Origin of the sequence: Actinopolymorpha pittospori, from assembly GCF_014873875.1 — a bacterium.
In the GTDB taxonomy this organism is placed as follows: Bacteria; Actinomycetota; Actinomycetes; order Propionibacteriales; family Actinopolymorphaceae; genus Actinopolymorpha; species Actinopolymorpha pittospori.
Window position 1 is genome coordinate 3700586 of sequence record NZ_JADBEM010000001.1, and the last position, 21155, is coordinate 3721740.

At 71.9% G+C, this 21155-nt stretch carries 23 protein-coding genes; 17 read left to right on the forward strand and 6 right to left on the reverse strand.

All coding sequences use genetic code 11. The features are described from left to right. Positions 1–18: 18 nt before the first annotated feature. Together HEB94_RS17540 and HEB94_RS17545 are read right to left on the reverse strand one after the other, a co-directional pair. A complete protein-coding gene (locus HEB94_RS17540; RefSeq protein ID WP_192750890.1) occupies positions 19–405 on the reverse strand; it encodes a PLDc N-terminal domain-containing protein in 387 nt (128 codons plus the stop codon). A 199-nt stretch (positions 406–604) separates the two neighbouring features. After that, positions 605–787, reverse strand: a complete 183-nt coding sequence (locus HEB94_RS17545) for a hypothetical protein (RefSeq protein WP_192750891.1) — start codon at positions 785–787, stop codon at positions 605–607. A 123-nt stretch (positions 788–910) separates the two neighbouring features. On the opposite strand from HEB94_RS17545, the gene HEB94_RS17550 reads away from it, so the two are divergent. The 7 genes from HEB94_RS17550 (at position 911) to HEB94_RS17580 (ending at position 5490) form a co-directional block, all read left to right on the forward strand. Then, positions 911–1393 carry an Lrp/AsnC family transcriptional regulator gene (locus tag HEB94_RS17550; protein WP_192750892.1) on the forward strand — a complete coding sequence of 161 codons (483 nt, stop codon included), beginning with the start codon at positions 911–913 and terminating at the stop codon, positions 1391–1393. A 114-nt stretch (positions 1394–1507) separates the two neighbouring features. Beyond that, positions 1508–2473 carry a threonine ammonia-lyase gene (locus HEB94_RS17555; RefSeq protein WP_192750893.1) on the forward strand — a complete coding sequence of 322 codons (966 nt, stop codon included), beginning with the start codon at positions 1508–1510 and terminating at the stop codon, positions 2471–2473. 17 nt (positions 2474–2490) lie between these two features. Then, positions 2491–2847, forward strand: a complete 357-nt coding sequence (locus HEB94_RS17560) for a DUF4229 domain-containing protein (protein ID WP_192750894.1) — start codon at positions 2491–2493, stop codon at positions 2845–2847. Between the two features lie 131 nt (positions 2848–2978). Continuing rightward, positions 2979–3302 (forward strand): DMT family transporter, encoded by a 324-nt coding sequence (locus HEB94_RS17565; RefSeq protein WP_192750895.1) that lies wholly within the window; start codon positions 2979–2981, stop codon positions 3300–3302. A gap of 71 nt (positions 3303–3373) precedes the next feature. Continuing rightward, positions 3374–3910 (forward strand): TetR/AcrR family transcriptional regulator, encoded by a 537-nt coding sequence (locus HEB94_RS17570; RefSeq protein WP_273378000.1) that lies wholly within the window; start codon positions 3374–3376, stop codon positions 3908–3910. Between the two features lie 104 nt (positions 3911–4014). Continuing rightward, on the forward strand, positions 4015–5061 hold the full coding sequence (gene cds1 / locus HEB94_RS17575; protein WP_425550405.1) for an L-cysteine desulfhydrase Cds1: 1047 nt from the start codon (positions 4015–4017) through the stop codon (positions 5059–5061). Between the two features lie 210 nt (positions 5062–5271). Next, a complete protein-coding gene (locus HEB94_RS17580) occupies positions 5272–5490 on the forward strand; it encodes a hypothetical protein (protein WP_192750897.1) in 219 nt (72 codons plus the stop codon). A gap of 76 nt (positions 5491–5566) precedes the next feature. Here HEB94_RS17580 and HEB94_RS17585 read toward each other — a convergent pair whose 3' ends face one another. Continuing rightward, positions 5567–6439 (reverse strand): 1,4-dihydroxy-2-naphthoate polyprenyltransferase, encoded by an 873-nt coding sequence (locus HEB94_RS17585; RefSeq protein ID WP_192750898.1) that lies wholly within the window; start codon positions 6437–6439, stop codon positions 5567–5569. A 116-nt stretch (positions 6440–6555) separates the two neighbouring features. Here HEB94_RS17585 and HEB94_RS17590 point away from each other — a divergent pair, with 116 nt between their 5' ends. Continuing rightward, positions 6556–7371 carry a GNAT family N-acetyltransferase gene (locus HEB94_RS17590; protein WP_238361556.1) on the forward strand — a complete coding sequence of 272 codons (816 nt, stop codon included), beginning with the start codon at positions 6556–6558 and terminating at the stop codon, positions 7369–7371. 182 nt (positions 7372–7553) lie between these two features. Here HEB94_RS17590 and tnpA read toward each other — a convergent pair whose 3' ends face one another. Beyond that, a complete protein-coding gene (tnpA, locus tag HEB94_RS52490) occupies positions 7554–7967 on the reverse strand; it encodes an IS200/IS605 family transposase (RefSeq protein WP_202896397.1) in 414 nt (137 codons plus the stop codon). A gap of 62 nt (positions 7968–8029) precedes the next feature. Between tnpA and HEB94_RS17605 the strand changes: the two genes are divergently transcribed. Next, positions 8030–9262, forward strand: a complete 1233-nt coding sequence (locus tag HEB94_RS17605) for an RNA-guided endonuclease InsQ/TnpB family protein (protein ID WP_192750900.1) — start codon at positions 8030–8032, stop codon at positions 9260–9262. Positions 9263–9272: 10 nt separating this feature from the next. Then, positions 9273–9908 (forward strand): arylamine N-acetyltransferase family protein, encoded by a 636-nt coding sequence (locus HEB94_RS17610; RefSeq protein WP_192750901.1) that lies wholly within the window; start codon positions 9273–9275, stop codon positions 9906–9908. 49 nt (positions 9909–9957) lie between these two features. On the opposite strand, the gene HEB94_RS17615 is transcribed toward HEB94_RS17610, so the two are convergent. Further along, on the reverse strand, positions 9958–10512 hold the full coding sequence (locus tag HEB94_RS17615) for a kinase (RefSeq protein ID WP_192750902.1): 555 nt from the start codon (positions 10510–10512) through the stop codon (positions 9958–9960). Continuing rightward, a complete protein-coding gene (locus tag HEB94_RS17620; RefSeq protein WP_337917761.1) occupies positions 10509–11819 on the reverse strand; it encodes an AMP-binding protein in 1311 nt (436 codons plus the stop codon). Before HEB94_RS17620 ends, HEB94_RS17615 begins: the two co-directional genes overlap by 4 nt. An 86-nt stretch (positions 11820–11905) precedes the next feature. On the opposite strand from HEB94_RS17620, the gene HEB94_RS17625 reads away from it, so the two are divergent. From HEB94_RS17625 to HEB94_RS17655, 7 genes are all read left to right on the forward strand, one after another. Beyond that, entirely contained in the window at positions 11906–12868 is a 963-nt protein-coding gene (locus HEB94_RS17625; protein ID WP_192750903.1) for an o-succinylbenzoate synthase, read from the forward strand. Then, a complete protein-coding gene (gene menD, locus HEB94_RS17630; protein WP_192750904.1) occupies positions 12865–14652 on the forward strand; it encodes a 2-succinyl-5-enolpyruvyl-6-hydroxy-3-cyclohexene-1-carboxylic-acid synthase in 1788 nt (595 codons plus the stop codon). The genes HEB94_RS17625 and menD overlap by 4 nt, the downstream gene beginning before the upstream one ends. Positions 14653–14720: 68 nt before the next feature. Beyond that, positions 14721–15626, forward strand: coding sequence for a GNAT family N-acetyltransferase (locus HEB94_RS17635; protein WP_192750905.1), 906 nt, complete (start codon positions 14721–14723; stop codon positions 15624–15626). 117 nt (positions 15627–15743) lie between these two features. Beyond that, positions 15744–16376 carry a hypothetical protein gene (locus HEB94_RS17640; protein WP_202896398.1) on the forward strand — a complete coding sequence of 211 codons (633 nt, stop codon included), beginning with the start codon at positions 15744–15746 and terminating at the stop codon, positions 16374–16376. Between the two features lie 16 nt (positions 16377–16392). Continuing rightward, positions 16393–18027, forward strand: a complete 1635-nt coding sequence (locus HEB94_RS17645) for an amidohydrolase family protein (protein WP_192750906.1) — start codon at positions 16393–16395, stop codon at positions 18025–18027. 57 nt (positions 18028–18084) lie between these two features. After that, positions 18085–19224 carry a DUF2207 domain-containing protein gene (locus HEB94_RS17650; RefSeq protein ID WP_192750907.1) on the forward strand — a complete coding sequence of 380 codons (1140 nt, stop codon included), beginning with the start codon at positions 18085–18087 and terminating at the stop codon, positions 19222–19224. A 202-nt stretch (positions 19225–19426) separates the two neighbouring features. Then, the gene (locus tag HEB94_RS17655) at positions 19427–21067 is read left to right on the forward strand and encodes an ABC-F family ATP-binding cassette domain-containing protein (protein ID WP_192750908.1); all 1641 of its coding nucleotides are present in this window, start codon (positions 19427–19429) and stop codon (positions 21065–21067) included. Positions 21068–21155 lie beyond the last annotated feature (88 nt).

The following is a 21155-nucleotide window of genomic DNA, read 5'->3' on the forward strand; positions in this document are numbered from 1 at the left end:
GTTTTGGCCGGCCGGCGGTCAGGGCTTGCTCGTGCCGGTCGGGCCGTCACTGTCGTCAGGGCCGAGCTCGCGCTCACGGCGTTCGAGGTCGGCCTGCCACTCGCGCAGGCGGTCGTCCTCCGCCCGCTGGTTCTCCTGCCGCAGTCTGGCGAGGAACTCCGGGTCGTCGTCGGGTGCGAGCTGGCGCGGCGCGACGTCGGGTGCGACGGGCATGACGGTCCCCTCGTCGGTGGGACGTCCGAGGGCCAACCAGGTGAGTGCCCCGGCGATCGGGATGAACACGATGACCAGCGCCCACGTCCAGCGCGGTAGGACCCGCACGCGGTCGCGGGGGCTCTGGGCCAGGTCGACCAGGGAGAAGACGAGGAGAACCAGGGCGACCAGGATGGGCAAGACTCGAAGCACCGGAACCCCTCCTAGCGACTACGACAGGGTTTCGGGCAAGCGTAGCCGTCCGAGCATGGAACGGGCCCGACTCCGACGCCCCGGACGGCGCCCGAACGAGATCGGGAGCCGTCCAGGATCGGCGCGGAGCCGGGCCCAGCGGGGCAGGCGGGTGCCGGCGAGCCACGCGCGGGCTCAGCCGGACAGGTGGTCGCGGGCCTCAGCGGTGCCTGAGGACGAACCTGCGGACCCGGTGGCTGACCCGGCGGGCGCGGGATCCGTCGAGGTCGAGCGTGGCCGAACCCTGCGACGGTGTAGGGATGCGAGGTGAAGTGATGAGCGAGGTGGTGCCGAGGTGCGGAAGCTGACGGAGTGTGGGGAACTCCGGCGAACCGATGAACATCGTGGTGCTCGTGCCCCTTAGATCGATGGTGTATCCAGTAAGACGTCATCGATTCTAAGGCGAACGGCAGCCGAGCTCCAACGAATTAACGACCAATTATCGACTTCTGCGGAGGAAACCCTGATGGATGAGTTGGACGCGCGACTCGTCACCGCGCTGCGCGAGAACGCCCGGGCGTCCTACGCCGAGCTCGGCCGGCTGGTCGGGCTGTCCGGGCCGAGCGTCCAGGAGCGGGTCCGCCGGCTCGAGGAGCGCGGTGTCCTCACCGGCTACCGCGCGCTCGTCCGACCGGGCGCGGTCGGCCTCACCGTCACCTCCCTGATCGGGTTGCTGCTCTCCGACAACGCCGACCAGACGGCCGTCGTCGAGCGGCTCCAGGACGTACCCGAGATCGAGGACTGTTGGTTCGTCGCGGGGGAGGAGTCCTACGTCGTGAAGGTCCGGGTCCGCGACGTGGACGCGCTGGAGGAGTTGCTCGGCCGGCTGCTGCGCGTCGACGGCATCAGTCGCACCCGCACCACCCTGGTCCTGTCCACCAAGTGGGAGGGGCGGCTGCCACTCGACGGGCTGGCAGGCGAGGTCGGCGCGACTTCGGTCGAGTCCTGACCCCTACCGACACCGGTGCCGGCGACCGCTCACAGAACCGGATCAGGGGTCGACGCGACGTGACCGGGCGCGGGGTGTCCGGTCAGGTGTCGCGGGACCGGTAGCGTCTGCGGCATGGCTGAGGAAAGCGCGTTGGTGACCCTGGACGACGTACGTGCGGCGGCGACCCGGATCGCCGACCGCGTGCTGCGGACGCCGCTCGTACCGGCGGCGTGGGGCGACGAGGCCCACCCGCTCTGGCTCAAGCCGGAGAACCTGCAGGTCATCGGCGCCTTCAAGATCCGCGGTGCGCTCAACGCCATCGGCGCCCTGGACGAGGTGGCGCGGGCGCGCGGTGTCGTCACCCACTCCTCCGGCAACCACGCCCAGGCGGTCGCGTTGGCGGCCCGCGAGTACGGCCTGAAGGCGACCATCGTGATGCCGGAGCAGGCACCCGAGGTCAAGCTCGACGCCACCCGTGCCCTGGGCGGCGAGGTGGTCCTGGTGCCGCCCGCGGAGCGGGAGTCGCGGGTCGCCGAACTCGTCGCCGAGCACGGGTACGCCTACGTCCCGCCGTTCGACCACCCCGACATCATCGCCGGCCAGGGAACGATCGGCCTGGAGCTCCTCGCCGACCTGCCCGACGTCGCCACGGTCCTGGTGCCGGTCTCCGGTGGTGGACTGCTGTCCGGCGTCGCCACCGCCGTCAAGGCACTGCGCCCGAACGTGCGGGTGCTCGGCTGCGAGCCGGAGTTGGCCGGCGACACCGCGGAGAGCTTCCGGCTCGGCGAGCGGCGCGTCTGGCCGGTCGAGCAGACCTACCGCACCATGGCCGACGCCCTTCGGGTCTGTGTCGGTGAACTCACCTGGGCGCACATCAGGGAACGCGTCGACGGCGTGCTCACCGTCACCGAGGACGAGATCGCCGAGGCGGTCCGGGTGCTGGCCACCCGGTCACGTCTGGTGGCCGAGCCCGGCGGTGCGGTCGCGGTCGCCGCCTACCTCGCCCACGCCGGCGAGCTGGACCACGGACCGGTCGTCGCGGTGGTGTCCGGCGGCAACATCGACCCGGCCCTGCTGGCCTCGCTGCTGGCGAGCTGACGTACGCTGCCTTGGTCGTGCGGTCATTTCTCGTTTACAGCCTGCTCCGGCTCGTCATCTTCCTGGCGTGCTTCGGAGTGCTCTTCGTGCTCTTCGGCGCCCAGGTGTCGCCGTCCTGGCTCGTCGCGCTGCCCGCGTTGCTCCTGACGTCCGGTCTGTCCTGGTTGCTGCTGCGTAAGCGCGGAGCCGACGCCGGCATGGCGATGACGAGCGGTGTGCAGGCGATGCGCCACCGGCTCGACGCGGCGTCCCGCAAGGAGGACGTCGACCCGGTGGCTCGTGGTGGCCAGGCCGAGCAGGTCAGCCAGGTCGAGGAGATCGACCAGGCCGAGCAGATCGACCAGGTCGACCAGGCGCCCGACCGCAGGTCGTAGGCCCCCCGCTCCCGCCCGCGCGACTCCGCGCCGTTTCCACAGGTACCCCGAGCTGATGCCTCCTCGGTGCTGAACGTGTACGCTCGTACAGAATTAGCTGTACGGCCGTACACATTCTGGTGAGGTGGCAGATGGCCTGGTTGGTGTTGATCGCATCCGGATTCCTCGAGGCGGGTTGGGCGATCTCCCTGAAGCTCTCCGACGGGTTCAGCCGGTTGATCCCCTCGCTGACGTTCGCCGTGATGGCGATCCTGAGCCTGGCCGGGCTCGCCTGGGCGATGAAGCAGATCGACGTGGGTCCGGCGTACGCGGTGTGGACCGGGATCGGCGCGTCGCTCACAGCGGTGATCGGAATGGTGTTCCTGCACGACGGCGTCTCGGTCCTGAAGATCGTGTCGCTGGTCCTCATCGTCGCCGGGGTGATCGGCCTCAACCTGGCGGGGGCGGGGCACTGAGCGCCGGAGCGTCGGGCTCGCCATCGGAGCGGGTACCGCGGCAGGAGCGCGGCCAGCAGCGACGGGACGCCCTGGTCGCCGCCGCGGCCGATCTCCTGGAGTCCGAGGGCTTCGACGCGGTGAGTCACCGGGCGGTGGCCCGGATCGCCGGCGTCCCGCTCGGCTCAACGACCTACTACTTCGCCTCCCTCGACGACCTGCGGGCGGCCGCGGCCAGTGCGCTGGCACAGCGCTGGGTCCGCCGGATGGCCCGCGCCGCGGACGCCGTCCGGGAGGGGACCTACGACCCCGCGGAGGCCGGCCGCCGGATCGCCCGCGCGGTGTTGCCGGGCGACCGGCGGGCGGTCCTCTCGGAGTACGAGCAGTTGCTCGCCGCGGCCCGCCACCCGGCCGTCGCGACGGTCCTGCGGGAGATGCGGCCCGCGTTCGTCCAGGTGATCGACGACCTGCTGATCCGCACCGGCTGGGCCGGCCGGGTCCGAAGCGACGTCGTTCTCGCGGTCCTCGACGGCGCCGCCGTCAGCGCGCTGTCGGAGGGACGGGCGGACGTCCGCGAGTTCGGCGCCGGTCTGCTGGCCGAGCTTCTCGGCACCGTGGGCCGAAGCTGAGGTTCCAGCCCAGGAGCCGCGCGGGGGTGCGCCTCCGGTCCGGTTAGCCTGCAGCCATGCCAGCCGCCGTACCTGTGTCACGACGACCACCCCAGCGTTCCTGGGTGGCCGAGGCGATCCGCCGGGTGGAGGCGGACGCCAACCGGAGCGCCGACACCCACCTGCACGTCTTCCCGCTTCCGCAGGAGTGGGGGATCGAGCTCTACCTCAAGGACGAGTCGGTCCACCCGACCGGCAGCCTCAAGCACCGGTTGGCCCGGTCGTTGTTCCTGTATTCCCTCGCCAGCGGCTGGCTGAGCGAGGGCACGCCGGTCATCGAGGCCTCCAGCGGCTCCACCGCCGTGAGCGAGGCGTACTTCGCGCGGCTGCTCGGCCTGCCGTTCATCGCGGTGATGCCGGCGTACACCAGCCCGGAGAAGATCGCGCTGATCGAGTTCTACGGCGGGCGATGTCATCTCATCGACGACCCTCGCGGCATCTACGCCGAGTCGAACCGGCTGGCCCAGGAGACCGGTGGCCACTTCATGGACCAGTTCACCTACGCCGAACGCGCGACCGACTGGCGGGGCAACAACAACATCGCCGAGAGCATCTTCGACCAGTTGGCCGCCGAACCGCACCCGGTGCCCCGCTGGATCGTGGTGGGCGCGGGCACCGGCGGCACCAGCGCCACGATCGGGCGGTACGTGCGGTACCGGCGGCACGAGACCGAACTGTGCGTCGTCGACCCGGACGGCTCGGCGTTCTACGAAGGGTGGTCACGCGGCGACGTCGGGGTGAGCGCCGTGGGCTCACGGATCGAGGGCATCGGGCGGCCCCGGGTCGAACCGTCGTTCGTGCCGGCGGTGGTCGACACCATGTTGCGGGTGCCGGACGCCGCGTCACTGGCGGCGATGCGCTACCTCGTCACGGTGACGGGCCAGCGGGCCGGTGGATCCACGGGCACCAACCTGTGGGGAGCGCTGACGCTCGTCGCGCGGATGCGGGCGGGCGGTGAGCGCGGCAGCGTGGTGACGCTGATCTGCGACGGCGGCGACCGGTACGCCCACACCTACTACGACGACGCGTGGGTCGCGGCACAGGGGCTGGACCTCGCGCCCTACACGCGGCGGCTCGAGGCGTTCATGGCGTACGGCGGTCTCGAGCTCTGATCTTCCCGCTGGCGTCCGCGCCGGCCTTCGCGGCGCTCAGACCTTCGGCCCGGGCGTGCCCGTGGGCTCGTGCCTATGGTGGGTGCGGGGACGGGACGGGTAGCGCCGGCCAGCCGGCGCCCGAACCGGCCCCGTGGCCAGATCCGGCGGGTCGCGAGCGGCCCCGTCGCGCCGGATTACCGAAGGGCTGCCGAGGGTAGCGGGAAAGGTATGACCGACGAACCGCGCCGTGACCCGCAGGGTAAGAACCGGTGGACCAAGGAAGGTGCCACGCCTGGCGAGGACCCGCGCGAGATCGACGAAGAACAGATCAACCCGGAGTACGTCCGCAGGCTGCAGGAGCGCCGGCACGTCTCCCATGCCGACGAGGCGACCGAGGACGACATGGGGACCTCCTCGAAGACGTCGGACCCGACCGAACGGCAGTGAGCGGGGGGCCCGCGTCGCGCGTCCCGTCGAGGCGATGATCACGGGTCGAGGCCATGATCGCGGGGCGCGACTTTCGTCAGGTGAGGATGAGGCCCACGGTGAGCAGGACCGCGTAGGCGAGCTCGGCCACGCCCGTGTCGCGCAGCACCGGGATGAGGGCGCGTCCGGTCGTGCCCCGCAGGATCGTCGCCACCGGGCGCAGTGCCAGCGGAACCGCGAGCAGGGCGAGCAGTGTCCACGGTGTCGTGGTGACCGCGAGTAGCAGCACCATGACGTACGCCACGGCCTGCAGGACGACGTACAGCGTCCGCGTCATCCGGTCGCCCATCACGACGGCGAGGGTGCGCTTGCCGCTCACCCGGTCGGTCGGGATGTCGCGGAGGTTGTTCGCGACGAGCAGGGCGCAGGTCTGCGCGCCGATGCCGAGCGCTCCGGCGACAGCCGGCCAGGTCACCGTGTCGGCCTGGACGAAGGTGGTCCCGATCACGGCGACCAGCCCGAAGAAGATGAAGACGCTGATCTCGCCGAGGGCGTTGTAGCCGTAGGGGCGCGCGCCGCCGGTGTAGAACCACGCCGCGGCGACGGCGGCCGCCCCGATCAGGATCAGCCACCACGCGGTGGTGAGGGCGAGTACGAGCCCGCAGACCGCCGCGAGGGCGAAGCACGCGAACGCCGCGGCCTTCACCGCCGCCGGCTTCGCCGCGCCGGAGCCGACGAGTCGCTGCGGGCCGACCCGATGGTCGTCGGTGCCGCGGATGCCGTCGGAATAGTCGTTGGCGTAGTTGGAGCCGACCTGGAGCGCCACGGACACGACGAGCGCGAGCGCGGCCTTCCACCAGACGAAGGCGTCGACGGCCGCGGCGGCCCCGGAACCGACCAGGACCGGGGTGATCGAGGCCGACCAGGTGCGCAGGCGAGCGCCTTCCAACCACTGTGCGGGAGTTGCCACGATGGCGAAGTCTTTCAAGCGCCGCCGCATCAGGTGACGGGTGGGTCGGGACTTCGCTGCCCACTGTTGTCTCACCCGTCGCATTTCTGTATGAAATTGCGGTTTAAGGTATTGTCATGCACTCGTCTCGGGAGATCCGTACGACGGACGAACTTCGCGCCAGCTGTGCCGACGACGCCCTCCTCATGTGGGCCGCGCAGGGTTTCGCTCCGGGAGTTCGTGCGTGGCGACGAGCAGACGCCGTCGCGGTGGCCTCGCCGTACCTCTCCTGCCGGGACCGGTTGGCGATCCACGGCCCGGCCGCCGACGTGGGTGCGCTGGTGGGTGAGGTGCTCGCCGAGGTGGGTACGACGTACCGGCCGATCGGCTCCGCCGAGTTGGTGCGGGAGGTCGCGGAGCGGCTGCCCGGGCTTGAGGTCGTCGGCACGTTCGGCTGGATGGAGACGTCGAACCCGGTACCCGCCGCGCCGGGCCTCGCCGCGGGCCCGGCGCGTTGGCTTCCGGCGGACCGGGCGGCCCTGGTCGCGGAGTTGCTGGCCGAGGCGTACCCGGGGTCCTACGCACGGCCCGGCCTGGTCGGCGTCCGCCGGTGGGCCGGCATGCCCGCGGACGACGGTGTACTCGCCGCGGTGGCCGCGGATGCCTGGTCGGCGCCGGAGGTGGGCTACGTCGCGGGTGTGACGGCCCGGGCCGTCGCCAGGGGACGCGGCTACGCCGCCGCGGTGTTGGGCCTGGTCGTCGACACCCTCGTCGCCGAACACGGCCGGGTCGGCCTGATGGTCAACGGAGCGAACGAGCCCGCGATCCGCCTCTACCGGCGCGCCGGCCTGCGCTGGCGCTCCGTCGCCGCGGCCGCCGTCCACGTGGGCTGGTCGGCTGTCGGTGGGGCCTGGCAACCTCGCGCGAGTGAGTCTGTCGCCGTACGACCCTGACCTGCGCGACCGCTACCTTCGTCGTCTCGGGCTGCCGGCCGTTCCGGTCGAGTCGTCCCCGCCCTCGGCAGAGCTTCTCGCTGTGGTGCACCGTGCGCACGTGGGACGCGTTCCCTACGAGAACCTCGAGATCCAGCTCGGCCGTCCCACCTCGATCGATCCCACCGAGTCGGCCCGGCGGATCATGGCCAGCCCCGGCGGAGTTCGCCGACGCCGGCTGCGGGAATGCTGGTAATGCTCCGCCTTTCAGGGTGGGGGTGAAGGTCCGCGTTGGGAGGGCTGCCACGGCGCCAGCGGCGTCTAAGCGGGACGGTTTTGTTGCTCGATGTACTGTCACGACGTTCAGCGGTGTCCCGTCCATGGAGCCCGCAGTACGAACCCGGCCAGGGTTTGTTGGCCTGGTAGTTGTGGCGTAGGAGGTCGGGGAACTCCTGTCGTAGGCGGTGGGAGGACACGCCGTTGAGGCTGTTGACCAGCCGCGCCACTGCCATCTTGGGCGGGTAGTTGACCCGCAGGTGCACGTGGTTGTTCTCGCCGTTGAACTCGACCAGTTCGGCCTGGAAGTCGGCGCACACGTCCCGCATGATCTGTTCCATCCGGGACAGATCATGCGGGACAGGTGCCGGTCACCGAACACCTTGTGTCGGACAATTGGGTGGTGCAGCTCCGGTACAACTACCGCGTCTACCCCACACCTGGCCAGCAGATCGGGTTGGCCAAGGCGTTCGGGTGCGCGCGGGTGGTGTTCAACGAGGGGCTGCGCCTGCGTCAGCGGGCCCGGGAGGCAGGGGAGAAGTACATCTGCGACGGGGAACTGTCGCGCCGCCTGATCACCGAGGCGAAGCGAACCCCGCGACGGGCGTGGCTGGGGGAGGTCTCGGCCGTGGTGTTGCAGCAGGCACTGGCGGACCTGAACAGCGCCTACCGCAACTTCTTCAACTCGGCGTCCGGCAAGCGTGAGGGCCGCAGGGTCGCCCCGCCGAGGTTCCGTTCGCGTAAGGACAACCGCCAAGCCGTCCGTTTCACCAAGAACGCCCGGTTCAAGGTCCTGGCCAACGGCCGACTCAGGTTGCCGAAGATCGGCGACGTCGAGGTGGCCTGGTCGCGTGCCCTGCCCTCGGAGCCGTCGTCGGTGACGATCATCGCGGACGCGGCCGGGAGGTACTTCGCGTCGTTCGTCGTCACGACCGGCCAGGAGGAGACGCTGCCTCGGGTCGACTCCGAGGTTGGGATCGATCTGGGGTTGACACACTTCGCGGTGCTCTCAGATGGCCGGAAGGTCGCCGCCCCGAAGTTTCTGCGCCGCGCGGCCCGTAAGCTGCGCCGGTTGCAGCAGGGGCTGTGCCGTAAGCAGAAGGGTTCGGCCAACCAGAAGAAGGCCGTGACCAAACTCGCTCGTGCTCATGGCCGGGTTGGCGACACCCGGCGTGACTGGCACCACAAGCTCTCGACCCAGATCATCCGCGAGAACCAAGCGGTTTGCGTCGAGGACCTGTGTGTCGTTGGTCTGGGCCGGACCCGGCTCGCCAGATCGGTGCACGATGCCGGGTGGGCCAGTTTCACCGCCATGTTGGAGTACAAGGCGGCGCGGTACGGGCGGAGGTTCGCCCGGGTGGACCGCTTCTTCCCATCTACTCGTATGTGCTCGGCCTGCGGGCTGATCAACAACAAGATGGCGTTGAACGTGCGGGCGTGGGACTGTGCCTGCGGAGCGGCCCATGACAAGGACGTCAACGCCGCGAAGAACATCAAGGCCGCTGGACAGGCGGACTTCAACGACCGTGGAGCGCAGGTAAGACCAGCACGTGTGCTGGCACCGCGCGGCGAAGCGGTAACCCACCCAGACGCTACGCGTTCCACCCGTAGCGTGGAGGGAATCTCCGCCCTTTAGGGCGGAGAGGATGTCAATGCTTCCACTCAACGGCGCGTTCGCCGGCCTCCTCCTGACCCTGGGCTTCGAGGTCGACCTCGTCCGGGCCGCCGTACCGTCCGCCGGCGAGGACGGACGCGGCTGGGGCTCGCACCTCGTGCTGCTGGTGCGTCTCCCGGAGCAGGTCTGGGTCGCCGACGTCGGGCTGGGCGACGGGATGGCCGACCCGATGCCGCTGCTGGTGCGTGTGGTCGAGCAGCCGCCGTTCCGCTACGAGTGGGAGCGGGTGGGTGGCTCGCGCTGGCGGTTCCACCACGATCGAAGCGCCACGATCGGCGGCTTCGACCTCGACGTGACGCCGGTGCCGCTCTCGGCGTTCGAGCCCAACCACGCCGAGCTGTCGACCGCGCCGCACTCCTCGTTCGTCCAACGGTTGGTCGTGCAGCAACGCCGCCCCGACCACGCCCTCACGCTTCGGGGGTGCGTCCTCACCCGGGCGGACGCGACCGGTCGCACCAGCCGGGACGTGACGAAGGAGGCGGAGTGGACCGCGCTGCTGAGGGAGGAGTTCGGGCTGCGGCTCGACGTGGAGCCGGCGGCGCTGACCGCGCTGTGGGAGCGGATCCGCGCGGGCCACGAGGCGTGGGACCGGGCCGGCCGGCCCTGACCAGGGCTCCCCCGGTCGATGACCGGGGGAGTGTGTTGAGCGCCGGACCTCAGCGGTGCGCCGGCGCCTCGTGGCCCTCCCGGCGTGCCTCCAGGAGCGCTGTTTCGGACAGGATCCGCTCGACCGTGTCGGCCAGTGTGCTCGACTCCGCGATGACCGTCTCGGGCACGACGCCGAGCAGGTCGCGCGATCGGTACCACTCGTGCATGGCGTCCGGTCCGAACTCCGCGGCCTGCGGCCTCGTGGTGTGTCGCCGCAGCGTCTCCGCCAGCGACACGTCGAGGTAGTAGTAGGACGATCGGCCCCGGTGGGCGCCACCGAGTCGGGCCAGCATGTCGGCGTACCGGTCGGCGTACAGCATCCCCTCGACGACCACGTGGAAGCCGTGGTCGAGTGCGTAGCGCGCGGTCTGCTCGATCAGCCCGATGTTGGCGGCGCCGGGCACGTCCCGGTCGCGCAGGACGACACGGCGGAGCAGGTCCTGCCCGACCAGGGCGATCCCGCGCCCGTAGGCGGACCGGATGGCCTGCGCCACCGAACTCTTCCCCGAGCCGGAGTTGCCGCGGATGACGATCAGTCGCGTGTCGTCGGCCCCCACCGTCATCGCAGGATCGTAGAACTCCCCGAGTCGACCGCGGTGGACCGCAACGCCTGCCGATCGATCTTGCCGGAGGGCAGCAGCGGCAGCGCGTCGACCACCACGACCTCCCGGGGCGCGTACGCGCGGGGGTGGTCGGCACTGACCTGGTCGCGCACCTGCGCGAGCGGCGGCGCGGTCGCTCCAGGACGCAGGACGACGTACGCCACGACCCGCGAACCCCACTCGGTATCGGGGACGCCCACCGCGGCCGCCTCCGCGACGCCAGGGCAGGAGGCGACGGCTCGCTCGACCGCCTGCAAGGGGACGTTGACACCGCCGGACACCACCACGTCGTCGGCCCGGCCGAGGATCTCCAGCCTCCCGTCGGGGCGCAACCGACCGAGGTCGCTGGTGACGTGCCACCTGTCGACCAGGCCCGCTGCGGTGAGGTCGGGGCGCAGCCGGTAGCCCGCGAAGACGACCTCGCCGCCGATCCGGACCAGGCCGATGGTGCCCTCGCCGGAACCTTCGCCGTCTCCCTCGTCGAGGCCGGGGGAGCCGTCCCGGTCGATCCGCACCGACACGCCGTCGAGGGCCCGGCCGTCGTACACGCAGCCGCCGCAGGTCTCCGTCATGCCGTACGTCGTCATCACCGCGACACCGGCCGCCCGGGCCCGCCGCAACAGCGCCGTGGAACTCGCCCCGCCACCGACCAGGACCGCGTCGTAGGACGCGAGCGCGGCCACCGCCTCGGGTCCCGCGTCGAGCAGCCGGACGAGCTGGGTGGGCACCAGCGCGGTGTAGCGGCGAAGCTCCCCGTTCGGTCCGTCGCCGCCACCGCCACCGCCGCCCTCGCTGTCCGAGCTGTCCGTGAGCCGGGCGGTCGCCGCGCGGAAGGCGTCCACCGTGAACGATCCCGCCACCGGTACCGGCGCCGTTCCGGCGACCAGCGACCGCACCAGGACCTGGAGTCCGGCGACCCGCGTCGGTGGGAGGGCGAGCACCCAGCGGCCGGCACCGCCGAGCCGGTCCAGCGTGGCCCGGGCCGAGTGCAGGAGGGCCGTTCCGGTGAGCATCGCGCCCTTGGGTTCGCCGGTCGATCCCGACGTCGGGAGCACGACCGCGACGTCGTCACGCTCCAACGGGACGTCCGTGCGGAGCATTGTCCGGATTTGGTCGCGTTCTGGCCCGGTGGTCACCGGTGCCAGGGCGGGCCCGTCGCCGGCGAACCGATCGCCGAGTGCGGTAATAAGATCCGCGACGATCACCTCGGCGTCCCGCACGGGCGAGACGTCGATGGTGACCAGTCGGCGATCGAGGTTCGTTGACACGGGACTAGGCTACGAGGCCGTTCCAGTGACAATCTGTCACGGATTTGCCGGAGTAGCCTGGCGAGGCAGACACGGAGGGTGCGTCCATGATCATCCGCGAGGGCGGCAACACCCACGTCTTCGCGATAGCGATGCGCACCAGGTTCCGTGGGATCACCGTCCGCGAGGGTGTTCTCGTCCGCGGACCCGCCGGCTGGGCGGAGTTCAGCCCGTTCGCCGACTACGACCCACCCGCCTGCGTCCCCTGGCTCCGCGCGGCCCGCGAGGCGGCCTACGACGTCTGGCCGGAGGCGCTCCGCGATCGGATCCCGGTCAACTGCACGGTTCCCGCCGTCGGGCCGGAGCAGGCCATGGCCGTGGTGACCCGGAGCGCGGGCTGTCGGACCGCGAAGGTCAAGGTCGCCGAACCCGGTCAGCCCGACTCCGACGACCTCGCCCGCGTCGAGGCGGTGCGGGAGGCGCTCGGCCCGAGCGGCCGGGTCCGGGTCGACGCCAACGGCCTGTGGGACGTCGACACCGCCGTCCGGATGATCAAGCTGCTGGACAAGGCCGCCGGTGGCCTCGAGTACGTCGAGCAGCCCTGTGCCACCGTCGAGGAGTTGGCCGAGGTACGCCGGAAGGTCGACGTGCCCATCGCGGCCGACGAGTCCATCCGGCGGGCCGCCGACCCCTACCGCGTGGTCCGGCTGCACGCCGCCGACATCGCGGTCCTGAAGGTGCAACCACTCGGCGGGGTCCGGGCCGCCCTGCGCATCGCCGAACAGATCGGGTTGCCGGTCGTCGTCTCGAGCGCCCTCGAGACCTCGGTCGGCATCGCCGCGGGCGTGGCGCTCGCCGCCGCACTGCCCGAACTCCCCTACGCCTGCGGGCTCGCGACCGTGCAGATGCTCACCGGTGACGTGGTGGCCGAGCCGTTGCTGCCCGTCGACGGCGCCCTGCCGGTCATCCGGCCCGAACCCGATCCGGACCGGCTGTCGACGTTCGCCGCCGACGAAGCGACCCGCGCCCGGTGGATGGAACGCCTCGCCCTCGTGGAAGAGCTGACGTGAACCCCTCCACCGCACTCGCCCGGGTGCTGGTCGACGAGCTGTGGCGCAACGGCGTCCGAGAGGCGGTCCTCGCACCGGGCTCACGCAACGCCGCGCTGGCCTTCGCCCTGCACGCCTCCGACGGTCAGGGCCGGATCCGGCTGCACGTGCGGATCGACGAACGGACCGCGGGGTTCCTCGCGCTCGGACTCGCCAAGGCGAGCCGCCGGCCCGTCCCCGTGGTGTGCACGTCGGGCACCGCCGCCGCCAACCTGCACCCGGCCATCCTGGAAGCCCATCACGCCGGCGTCCCTCTACTCGTCCTCACCGCCGACCGGCCGCCGGAGCTACGTGGTGTGGGCGCGAGCCAGACCACCGACCAGGTGAAGCTGTACGGCGACGCGGTCCGGATGTTCCACGAGGTCGGCGTCCCCGAACGCCGGCGCGGACAGAACGCCTACTGGCGGGAGCTGGTCGGACGCGCGACCGCGATCGCCCGCGGGTTCCGCGACCGCAACCCCGGCCCGGTGCACCTCAACCTGGCCTTCCGCGACCCGCTGGTGCCCGAGCCCACCGATCCGGTCGACCCGGCCGACGTCGCTCCCGGCGACTGGCCCGAGTCCCTCGCGGGACGTCCGGGCAACAGCAGATGGACCCGGATCGAGCGCCTCGCCACCGACCACATCGCCTGGCTGGAGGAGGGGCCTCGCACGATCGTGGTCGCGGGTGACGGCGCCGACGCGCAGGCCCGATGGCTGGCCGAGACGGCCGGTTGGCCGTTGTTCGCCGAGCCGTCGAGCAACGCGCGGTCGGGTCCGAACGCCCTGGGCGCCTACCGGCTGCTGCTCGACACCCATCCCGAGCTGACGGAGGGGATCGAGCGGGTCCTCGTCCACGGCTGGCCCACGCTCTCCCGCCCCATCACCCGCCTGCTCGCCCGCCCCGACGTCGAGGTCATCGTGGTGTCCCGGCGACCGTCCTGGCCCGACCCCGGACACCGGGCCTACCGCGTCACCGCCACCGCCGCGCTCGAAGGCACGGTCGACGGCATGGGCCGGCGCGAGCCCGACGAGTGGCTAGCGGCCTGGCTGGCCGCGGACCGCTCCGCCCGCTCCGCCATCCACGACGTCCTCGCCGGCGAACCCGCGTTCACCGGGCTGCACGTCGCCCGCGAGGTCGCGGCCGCCGTGCCCAGCGGTGGCCTGCTGGTCGCGGGCTCCTCCAACCCGATCCGCGACCTCGACCTGGCCGGCGTTCCGTGGAGCAACCGGCTGGTCGACGATGCCGGCCGGATCGACCCACGCGACCATCGCCGGGTGCTCAGCAACCGCGGCCTCGCCGGCATCGACGGGACCCTCTCGACCGCGATCGGGGCGGCGCTGGTGCATCGGACCGGCCCGGCGTACGCGCTGGTGGGCGACCTCACCTTCCTACACGACGCGAACGCGCTCGTCCGGGGCCCCTACGAAGCCCGGCCGGACCTCACCATCGTGGTGATCAACGACGACGGTGGCGGCATCTTCACCACCCTGGAGCAGGGGGCGCCGGCCTACGCCGACGCCTTCGAACGGATCTTCGGCACTCCACACGGCGTCGACCTTCGCGCGCTGGCCGCCGCCACCCGGACGCCGTACGCGCTCGCGGGCACCCGGCAGGAGTTGCGTGGCGCCCTGTCGCGGTCCCGCGGCCTGCGGATCGTGGAGGTCCCGATCGACCGGTCGGGAACCCGGGACCTGCACGAGCGGCTGCGGGAGGCCGTGGCGGGCATGGCGGTCGACGGGGGAGTGCTGAGCCGCCGCGGGTGAGCCCGGCGCGTGAGTCGCCAGTGCGCAAACCCGTTGAACCCGCCCGACGCCGACGCCATGCTCGGCGCATGCGGACCGAGATCACCGATGACCCGGAAGCGTTCTGGTCGCTCGCTCGGGAGTTCCTCTTCGCCGACCCCGTCCTGCACGGCGTGCTGATCACGAACGTCGACCTGCGCAGGTCCGGCGCCGTCACCGACCCCGCCCCGGCGACCTACCTCGCGGTCCGGGCTGACTCGGGCGCGGTGGTCGGGGCGGCCATGCGGACGCCGCCGCAGGCCATCTGGCTCTCCGCGATGCCGACGCACGCTGTCGAGGCCGCCACGCGGGCACTCCTCGACAGTTGCCCCGACGCGTCCGGCGTGACGGGCGTGGACCCGGGCGCGGCCCTCTTCGCGAAGGAGTGGGAACGCCGAACCGGCGCCGTGGCCCACCCTCGCCTGCGCGAACGCATCCACCGGCTCGACGCCGTGACCCCGCCGAGACCGGTGCCCGGCCACTGGCGCCCGGCGCGCCCCGCCGACCGCGACCTGTTGATCGAGTGGACCGGGGGCTTCGAGGTCGACGCGGCGGTGTCCCCCACGGCCCACCCGACGTCCGGCGAGACCACCGAGGCGGCGGCCGAGAAGGAGCGTGCCCGGTACGGCGTCAGAGTCGACCTGCGGGTCTCGGAGGGACGAGCCTGGCTCTGGGAGGACGACGGCCCGGCGTCCTATGTGGGCGCCACCCGCCGGCACGGCGGAATCGTCCGGATCGCACCCGTCTACACCCCTCGGGGGCGACGTGGGAACGGGTACGCGAGCGCGCTGGTCGCCGCGGTCAGTCAAGCCGCGCTTGACGCTGGTGCCCGCGCCTGTTCGCTCTTCACCGACCTCGCCAACCCGACCTCGAACAAGATCTACGCGGCGGTCGGTTATCGCCCGGTACGAGACGTGACGGTCTACGACTTCGTCCCGACCGGCCCACGCCCGTGAGCGACCTCTGACGGCCGGCCGGGCACGAGGGCGTCTGATCGGGCACCAGGTGGGTAGAAGAGCACCAACCCGTTCCGGAGTCACCGCGAGCCCACGACGACGGAGGTGCTGAGCATCATGCCCGGCGAGTTGCTCGTGCTGGCGGCCACGTCCGCGCCTCCCCCTCCTGTGCAGACGATGTTTCCTCCGCTCGCGATCGGCTTCTTCGGGCTCGGCGTCGGCTACCTCATCTACGGCCCGCAGGAACTGCTCGGGTTTCCGCGCCGGTCACCAGAGGTCGACCGGACGACCGGTCTGTGGGGCATCTGGATGCCGGGCTTCATGCAGGCCCTCACCGGGGTGCTGCTCTTCGTCGCGCTGTCCTGGTTCGGTCTCTTCAGCATGCAGCGGACGCTCTACATGGCGGCGCTCGCGTTCACGGCGTACGGCGTGCACTGGTTCGTGATCGGCCGGGCGCGTTACCTCGGCTCCGACCCGCGACCCAACGGGCTGATGGCGGTCCCGTTCGCGATCATCTCGGTCCTCGGCATCGTCGTCTTCTTCTCGGCGGGGGACTGGGCCGTCGGGATCCTGTTCATCGGCCTGACCCTCATCTACGTGACCGACTTCTTCGCGAGCCTGGGGCTGTGGGGCGCCTCGCTGTTCGAACGCGCGCTCGGCGCCGTCCGCATCCTGACCGGCCTGTGGCTGATGTACCTGACCTGGGCGACAGTGCTGGACCTCGCGCTCGGTCGGAGCGTGCCGACCTGACCTGCCGGAGGTACGGGTGGTAGACGGGGGCGCCGACCTGCTCGTGCGTGCGGGGGTCGTCCACACGCTGGTGCCGGGAGAACCACCGCCGCGCGCACTCGCGGTCCGCGGCGACCGGATCGTCGCGCTCTCGGCCGACCCGCACGGCCTGGACGACCGGATCGGCAGGCGTACGACGATTGTCGACCAGCCCGAGGCGGCCGTCCTGCCGGCGTTCGACGACACCCACACCCACCTGATCTTCGCCGGGAACAGTGTCCGGGACGTACCCGTGCACCTGGCCCGCGACATCCCCGAACTCCTCGAGCTGATCCGCCGGCGAGCCGCCACCACCCCGGAAGGGGAGTGGATCCGTACCACCGCCAACTGGCAGGAACGCGACCTGACCGAACGCCGGCTGCCGACCGCCGCCGAACTCGACCGGGCGAGCGACCGGCATCCGATCCTGCTCAAGCGGGGCGGCCACAACGACGTGGTGAACTCCCGTGCGCTGGCGCTCGCCGGCATCGACGAGCACACCGTCGCGCCCGCGGGCGGCATCATCGAACGCGACGACCACGGGCGCCTGACCGGTCGGCTGGTCGACAACGCCCAGGGGCTGGTCGAAACGCTGCTTCCCGCGCCGGACCTGGCGAGCCGGGTCGAGGGGTTGCGGCTCGCGTCCCACCAGTACGCCGCGACCGGTATCGGTACCGCTCGGGACTGCCTGAGCACCCTCGACGACCTGCGGGCGCTGCGGGCCGCCCGGGACGCTGACGCGCTGGGCGTCCGGGTGCGGGTCCTCGTGTCGGCCGCGGGGGCGGCCGGCGTCGCCGACGTCCGAGAGGTGCTGGACGCGATCGAGGAGTGGCGCGGCGTCGACGACCCGTGGCTGCGGGTCTGCGGGGTGAAGTTCCTCCTCGACGGGGGCCTGGAGGCCGGCGCGACCGAGGCGCCCTACCGCGGCCGGACCGACTACCACGGCACGTTGCTGTGGGAGCCGGACGTGCTGGTGGAGGCCGCCGAGGCCGTGGTCCGGCGCGGCTTCCGGGTCGGCACGCACGCCTTCGGCGACCGGGCGGTGCGGGTCCTGCTGGACGTCTACGAGCAGGTGCTCCGCCGCAACCCCGACCTGCCGGCGGGATCGCTGGTGATGGAGCACGGTGGTCTCGCGGACGCGCGGCAGCGCGCGCGAGCGGTGGCGCTGGGCGTCCCGGTGACCCTGCAGCAGCCGCTGCTCCACGACACCGCCGAGGTGGCCCTCGACCACTGGGGCCCGGAGCGTGTCGCCGCCCTGTTCCCCGCCCGGGAGTGGGTGGACGAAGGCGCTCTGGTCACCGCCGGATCGGACTTTCCGGTCGGCCAGTACGGCGCCATGCGCTCGGTCTGGGGCATGGTCACCCGGCAGACCGTGGCGGGCGTGCTCGGTCCCGAACACGCCATCGGCGTCGACGAGGCGATCGCCCTGCACACCACGCGCGCCGTCCGGTTGCTCGGGGAATCAGACCAGCGCGGCAGCCTGACCACCGGCCGGCTCGCCGACCTGACCGTGTGGCCGCTCGACCCGGCGCGCTGCCCGGTCGACGAACTCCGCGACCTCCTCCCGAGCCACACCATCGTGGGCGGCCGGGTCGTGCACGGCCCGGACGACCAGGTCGAGCGCCCGGGCTGACGTGCGTCGGGCCGCTCGGCGGTGAGACGCACCCCGCGACCATGGGAGGCTGCGGTCATGACCATGGCCCGTTTCCGGCGTACCTCGGTCGCGCTCGTGCCGGTCGTTGTGGTGCCGGTCGTTGTGGTGCCGGTCGCTGTGGTGGCCGCGCTCGGCCTGGCGCTCGGTCTGGCGGTCGGCGTGGCCCGGCCGGCATGGGCCGCCGCTCCGGGCGACCGGATCACGTCGTACGACATCGAGGCGCGGATGCGGACCGACGGTTCGATGGCGGTCCGAGAACGCTTCACCTACTCCTTCGTCGCCGCCCGACCCGACCCGCTCTACTGGGGCGTGCCGATCCGGTTGACGAGTGGCGACGCCGACAGCCTCACGGCGCAGGTCGTCTCGGTCGAGGATCTGGCCGTGCGCATGGACGGGCGGTCGACGCGGCCGTTCCTGGGCCACCAGAGCTGGTGGTACTCCGCGTGGATCGGATCCGGTGGTCGGACCCCGGCCGGGCGGCACACCTACGAGCTGACGTACGTGCTGCGCGGGATGGTCACCCTGCCGGAGGGCCGGCCCACCCTGTGGTGGAACGCCGTCTTCGCCCGGGACGAGCCGATCGATCAGGTGCGACTGTCCCTCACCACGCCCGGCCGGACAGGGCGCGCGTCCTGCACGGTCAGTTCCGACGCGGCGCCCTGCCAGGCCACGACCAGTGGCGCCACCGTGTCCTACACCGCGAGGGACCTGCCGGGGAGGAGCGGCGTCACGGCGTACGCCGAACTTCCGGCGACGGTGGTGGCGGAGCCGAGTGACGCGACGCTGCCCGGTGTGCGACCGACGCTGCGGCGCAACCTCGCCGCACCGGGCGCGGGCGCCGGGCTGCCCGCCGGCGCCGTCCACCTCGTCACGGCCCTCCTGCTCGTGGCCGCGCTCGGCGTACTGGTGGTGGTTCGGCGGCGCCCGCGCGGCGCCCGCGAGTCGGACTCACCGCGTGGGTTCGACGTCGGACCGGCCCGCGCGCGGATGCGCGACGCGGGAGCGCTGGTGGCACTCGGCGGTCTGGTGGCGGGATACCTGCTGGCGCCGCGCGACCTGCTGTGGTGGGCTCTTCCGGTGCTGGCGCTCGGCCTGGCGCTGGTCGTTCTCGCGCCCTGGCTCGCGCCGCGTCCGGACGTGGACCGGCGACACAATTCGGTTGCGCCGAGCCGGTAGTGTTGTCGAGTCCGGCTACGTAGGGGTGATTGTCACTGATGGACAGCTGATCCGCGCGGATTCCTCCGTCGCGTGGAGCGCCCGTGCGTTCCACCCGGAAGTCCGCTGACGACCGGCCCCGCGCCCACGCCGTGCGTGTCACGAGCGTCGTGCGCCCCGCCTGGCCAGCCTCTTCTGGCCACGTCGCCTTCCGGAGCAGCACATGTCCACTCTCGTCGTTCGTGACGTCCAGCTTCACCTCGGTCCGCAGCTCGTGCTCGGCGGCATCTCCGTCACCGTCGCACCCGGCGACCGCTTCGCCGTGGTCGGACCCAACGGGGTCGGCAAGACGACCCTGCTGCGGGTCATGGAGGGAACCCTCGCCGCGGACGGGGGCGGCGTCGAACGCCAACCGGCCGCCGCCACGGTCGGTCTGCTCCCACAGGAGCGTGACGCCCGACCAGGCGAGACGCTCGAGGGATACCTCGCGCGCCGTAGCGGCGTCGCCGACGCCGACGCCGAACTGGTCGCGGCGACCACCGCACTCGCCGACGGGGTGAAGGGCGCCGACGACCGCTACGCGCTCGCCCTGGACCGCTACCTCGCCCTCGGTGCCGCCGACCTGGACGTCCGCGCGCCGGCCGTCCTCGCCGACCTCGACCTGCCGCCCGACGGGCTCGCCGACCCGGTGCTGTCCCTGTCCGGCGGCCAGCTGGCCCGGCTGGCCCTCGCGTCGGTCCTTCTCGCGAAGTTCGACGTCCTGCTGCTCGACGAACCCACCAACGACCTCGACCTCGCGGGGCTCGCCCAACTGGAGGAGTTCCTCACCAGCCGGCCGGGCGCGCTCGTCGTCGTCTCGCACGACCGGGCGTTCCTCGACCGGGTGGCGACCGACGTCCTCGAGATCGACGAGTTCAGCCGGACCGGGCAGGTCTATGGCGGCGGCTTCGCGACCTACCTCGAGGAGCGCGAGCGCGCCCACGCCCGGGCGCAGGAGGCCTACGACACCTACGCCGGCCAGCGGGACTCGCTGCTCGAACAGGCCCGCCGCAAGCAGGAATGGGCGCGCTCCGGAGCGACCCGCGCGCATCGCCGGCCGGCCGACAACGACAAGAACAGCAAGCACTTCCACGTCCAGAAGAGCCAGGCGACCGGCGCGGGCGCCGCGCGGGCGCTGCGTGCGGCCGAGCGGCTGGAGACGGTCGAGGAGCCGCGGACACCGTGGGAGCTGCGGCTGCGGCTGGACCAGAAGGCGCGCAGCGGTACCCGGGTCGCGGGGCTCTCCGGTGTCGTCGTCGAACGCGGAAACTTCCGGCTCGGCCCGGTCGACCTCGACCTGCGCTACGCCGACCGGGTGGTGGTGGTCGGGCCGAACGGCGCCGGCAAGTCCAGCCTGATCGGGGTCCTGCTCGGCCGGCTCACGCCGAGCGCGGGCGAGCGCTGGGTCGGGCACGGCGTGGTTCTGGGCGAGATCGACCAGGTACGCCGTGGCGTCGCGGCCGACGTCGAGCTCCTGGAGGCGTTTCGCCGAAGCTCCGGCCAGGACGAGACGGAGGCGCGGACCCTGCTGGCGAAGTTCGGACTCGGCGCCGACGACGTCGTACGACCGACCGGCTCGCTCTCACCAGGGGAGCGCACCCGTGCCGACCTCGCGCTCCTGGTCGCCCGGCAGGCCAACCTGCTCGTCCTGGACGAGCCGACCAACCACCTCGACCTGCCCGCGGTCGAGCAACTCGAACAGGCGCTGGCGGCCTACGACGGTACGCTCGTGCTCGCGAGCCACGACCGGAAGTTGGTCGAAGCTGTCCGCCCGACCCACATCCTGCACGTGCGGGATGGACAGGTCCGGTTGGAACGCCCCTGAGGTTCGGTTCGTTACGGCCAGGTTGGTCCCGTACCTTGTCTTCGGGCGGTCCGCGAACTCTCTCCGAACCGTCGACGCACCATTCCGC

Bases quoted from the DNA above. Each gene is read 5' to 3' on its own strand.
- HEB94_RS17545 (WP_192750891.1), bottom strand. From the start codon at position 787: ATGTTCATCGGTTCGCCGGAGTTCCCCACACTCCGTCAGCTTCCGCAC.
- HEB94_RS17550 (WP_192750892.1), top strand. From the start codon at position 911: ATGGATGAGTTGGACGCGCGACTCGTCACCGCGCTGCGCGAGAACGCC.
- HEB94_RS17555 (WP_192750893.1), top strand. From the start codon at position 1,508: ATGGCTGAGGAAAGCGCGTTGGTGACCCTGGACGACGTACGTGCGGCG.
- HEB94_RS17565 (WP_192750895.1), top strand. From the start codon at position 2,979: ATGGCCTGGTTGGTGTTGATCGCATCCGGATTCCTCGAGGCGGGTTGG.
- HEB94_RS17580 (WP_192750897.1), top strand. From the start codon at position 5,272: ATGACCGACGAACCGCGCCGTGACCCGCAGGGTAAGAACCGGTGGACC.
- HEB94_RS17590 (WP_238361556.1), top strand. From the start codon at position 6,556: ATGCACTCGTCTCGGGAGATCCGTACGACGGACGAACTTCGCGCCAGC.
- tnpA (WP_202896397.1), bottom strand. From the start codon at position 7,967: ATGGAACAGATCATGCGGGACGTGTGCGCCGACTTCCAGGCCGAACTG.
- HEB94_RS17610 (WP_192750901.1), top strand. From the start codon at position 9,273: ATGTCAATGCTTCCACTCAACGGCGCGTTCGCCGGCCTCCTCCTGACC.
- HEB94_RS17615 (WP_192750902.1), bottom strand. From the start codon at position 10,512: ATGACGGTGGGGGCCGACGACACGCGACTGATCGTCATCCGCGGCAAC.
- HEB94_RS17625 (WP_192750903.1), top strand. From the start codon at position 11,906: ATGATCATCCGCGAGGGCGGCAACACCCACGTCTTCGCGATAGCGATG.
- HEB94_RS17635 (WP_192750905.1), top strand. From the start codon at position 14,721: ATGCGGACCGAGATCACCGATGACCCGGAAGCGTTCTGGTCGCTCGCT.
- HEB94_RS17640 (WP_202896398.1), top strand. From the start codon at position 15,744: ATGCCCGGCGAGTTGCTCGTGCTGGCGGCCACGTCCGCGCCTCCCCCT.
- HEB94_RS17650 (WP_192750907.1), top strand. From the start codon at position 18,085: ATGACCATGGCCCGTTTCCGGCGTACCTCGGTCGCGCTCGTGCCGGTC.
- HEB94_RS17655 (WP_192750908.1), top strand. From the start codon at position 19,427: ATGTCCACTCTCGTCGTTCGTGACGTCCAGCTTCACCTCGGTCCGCAG.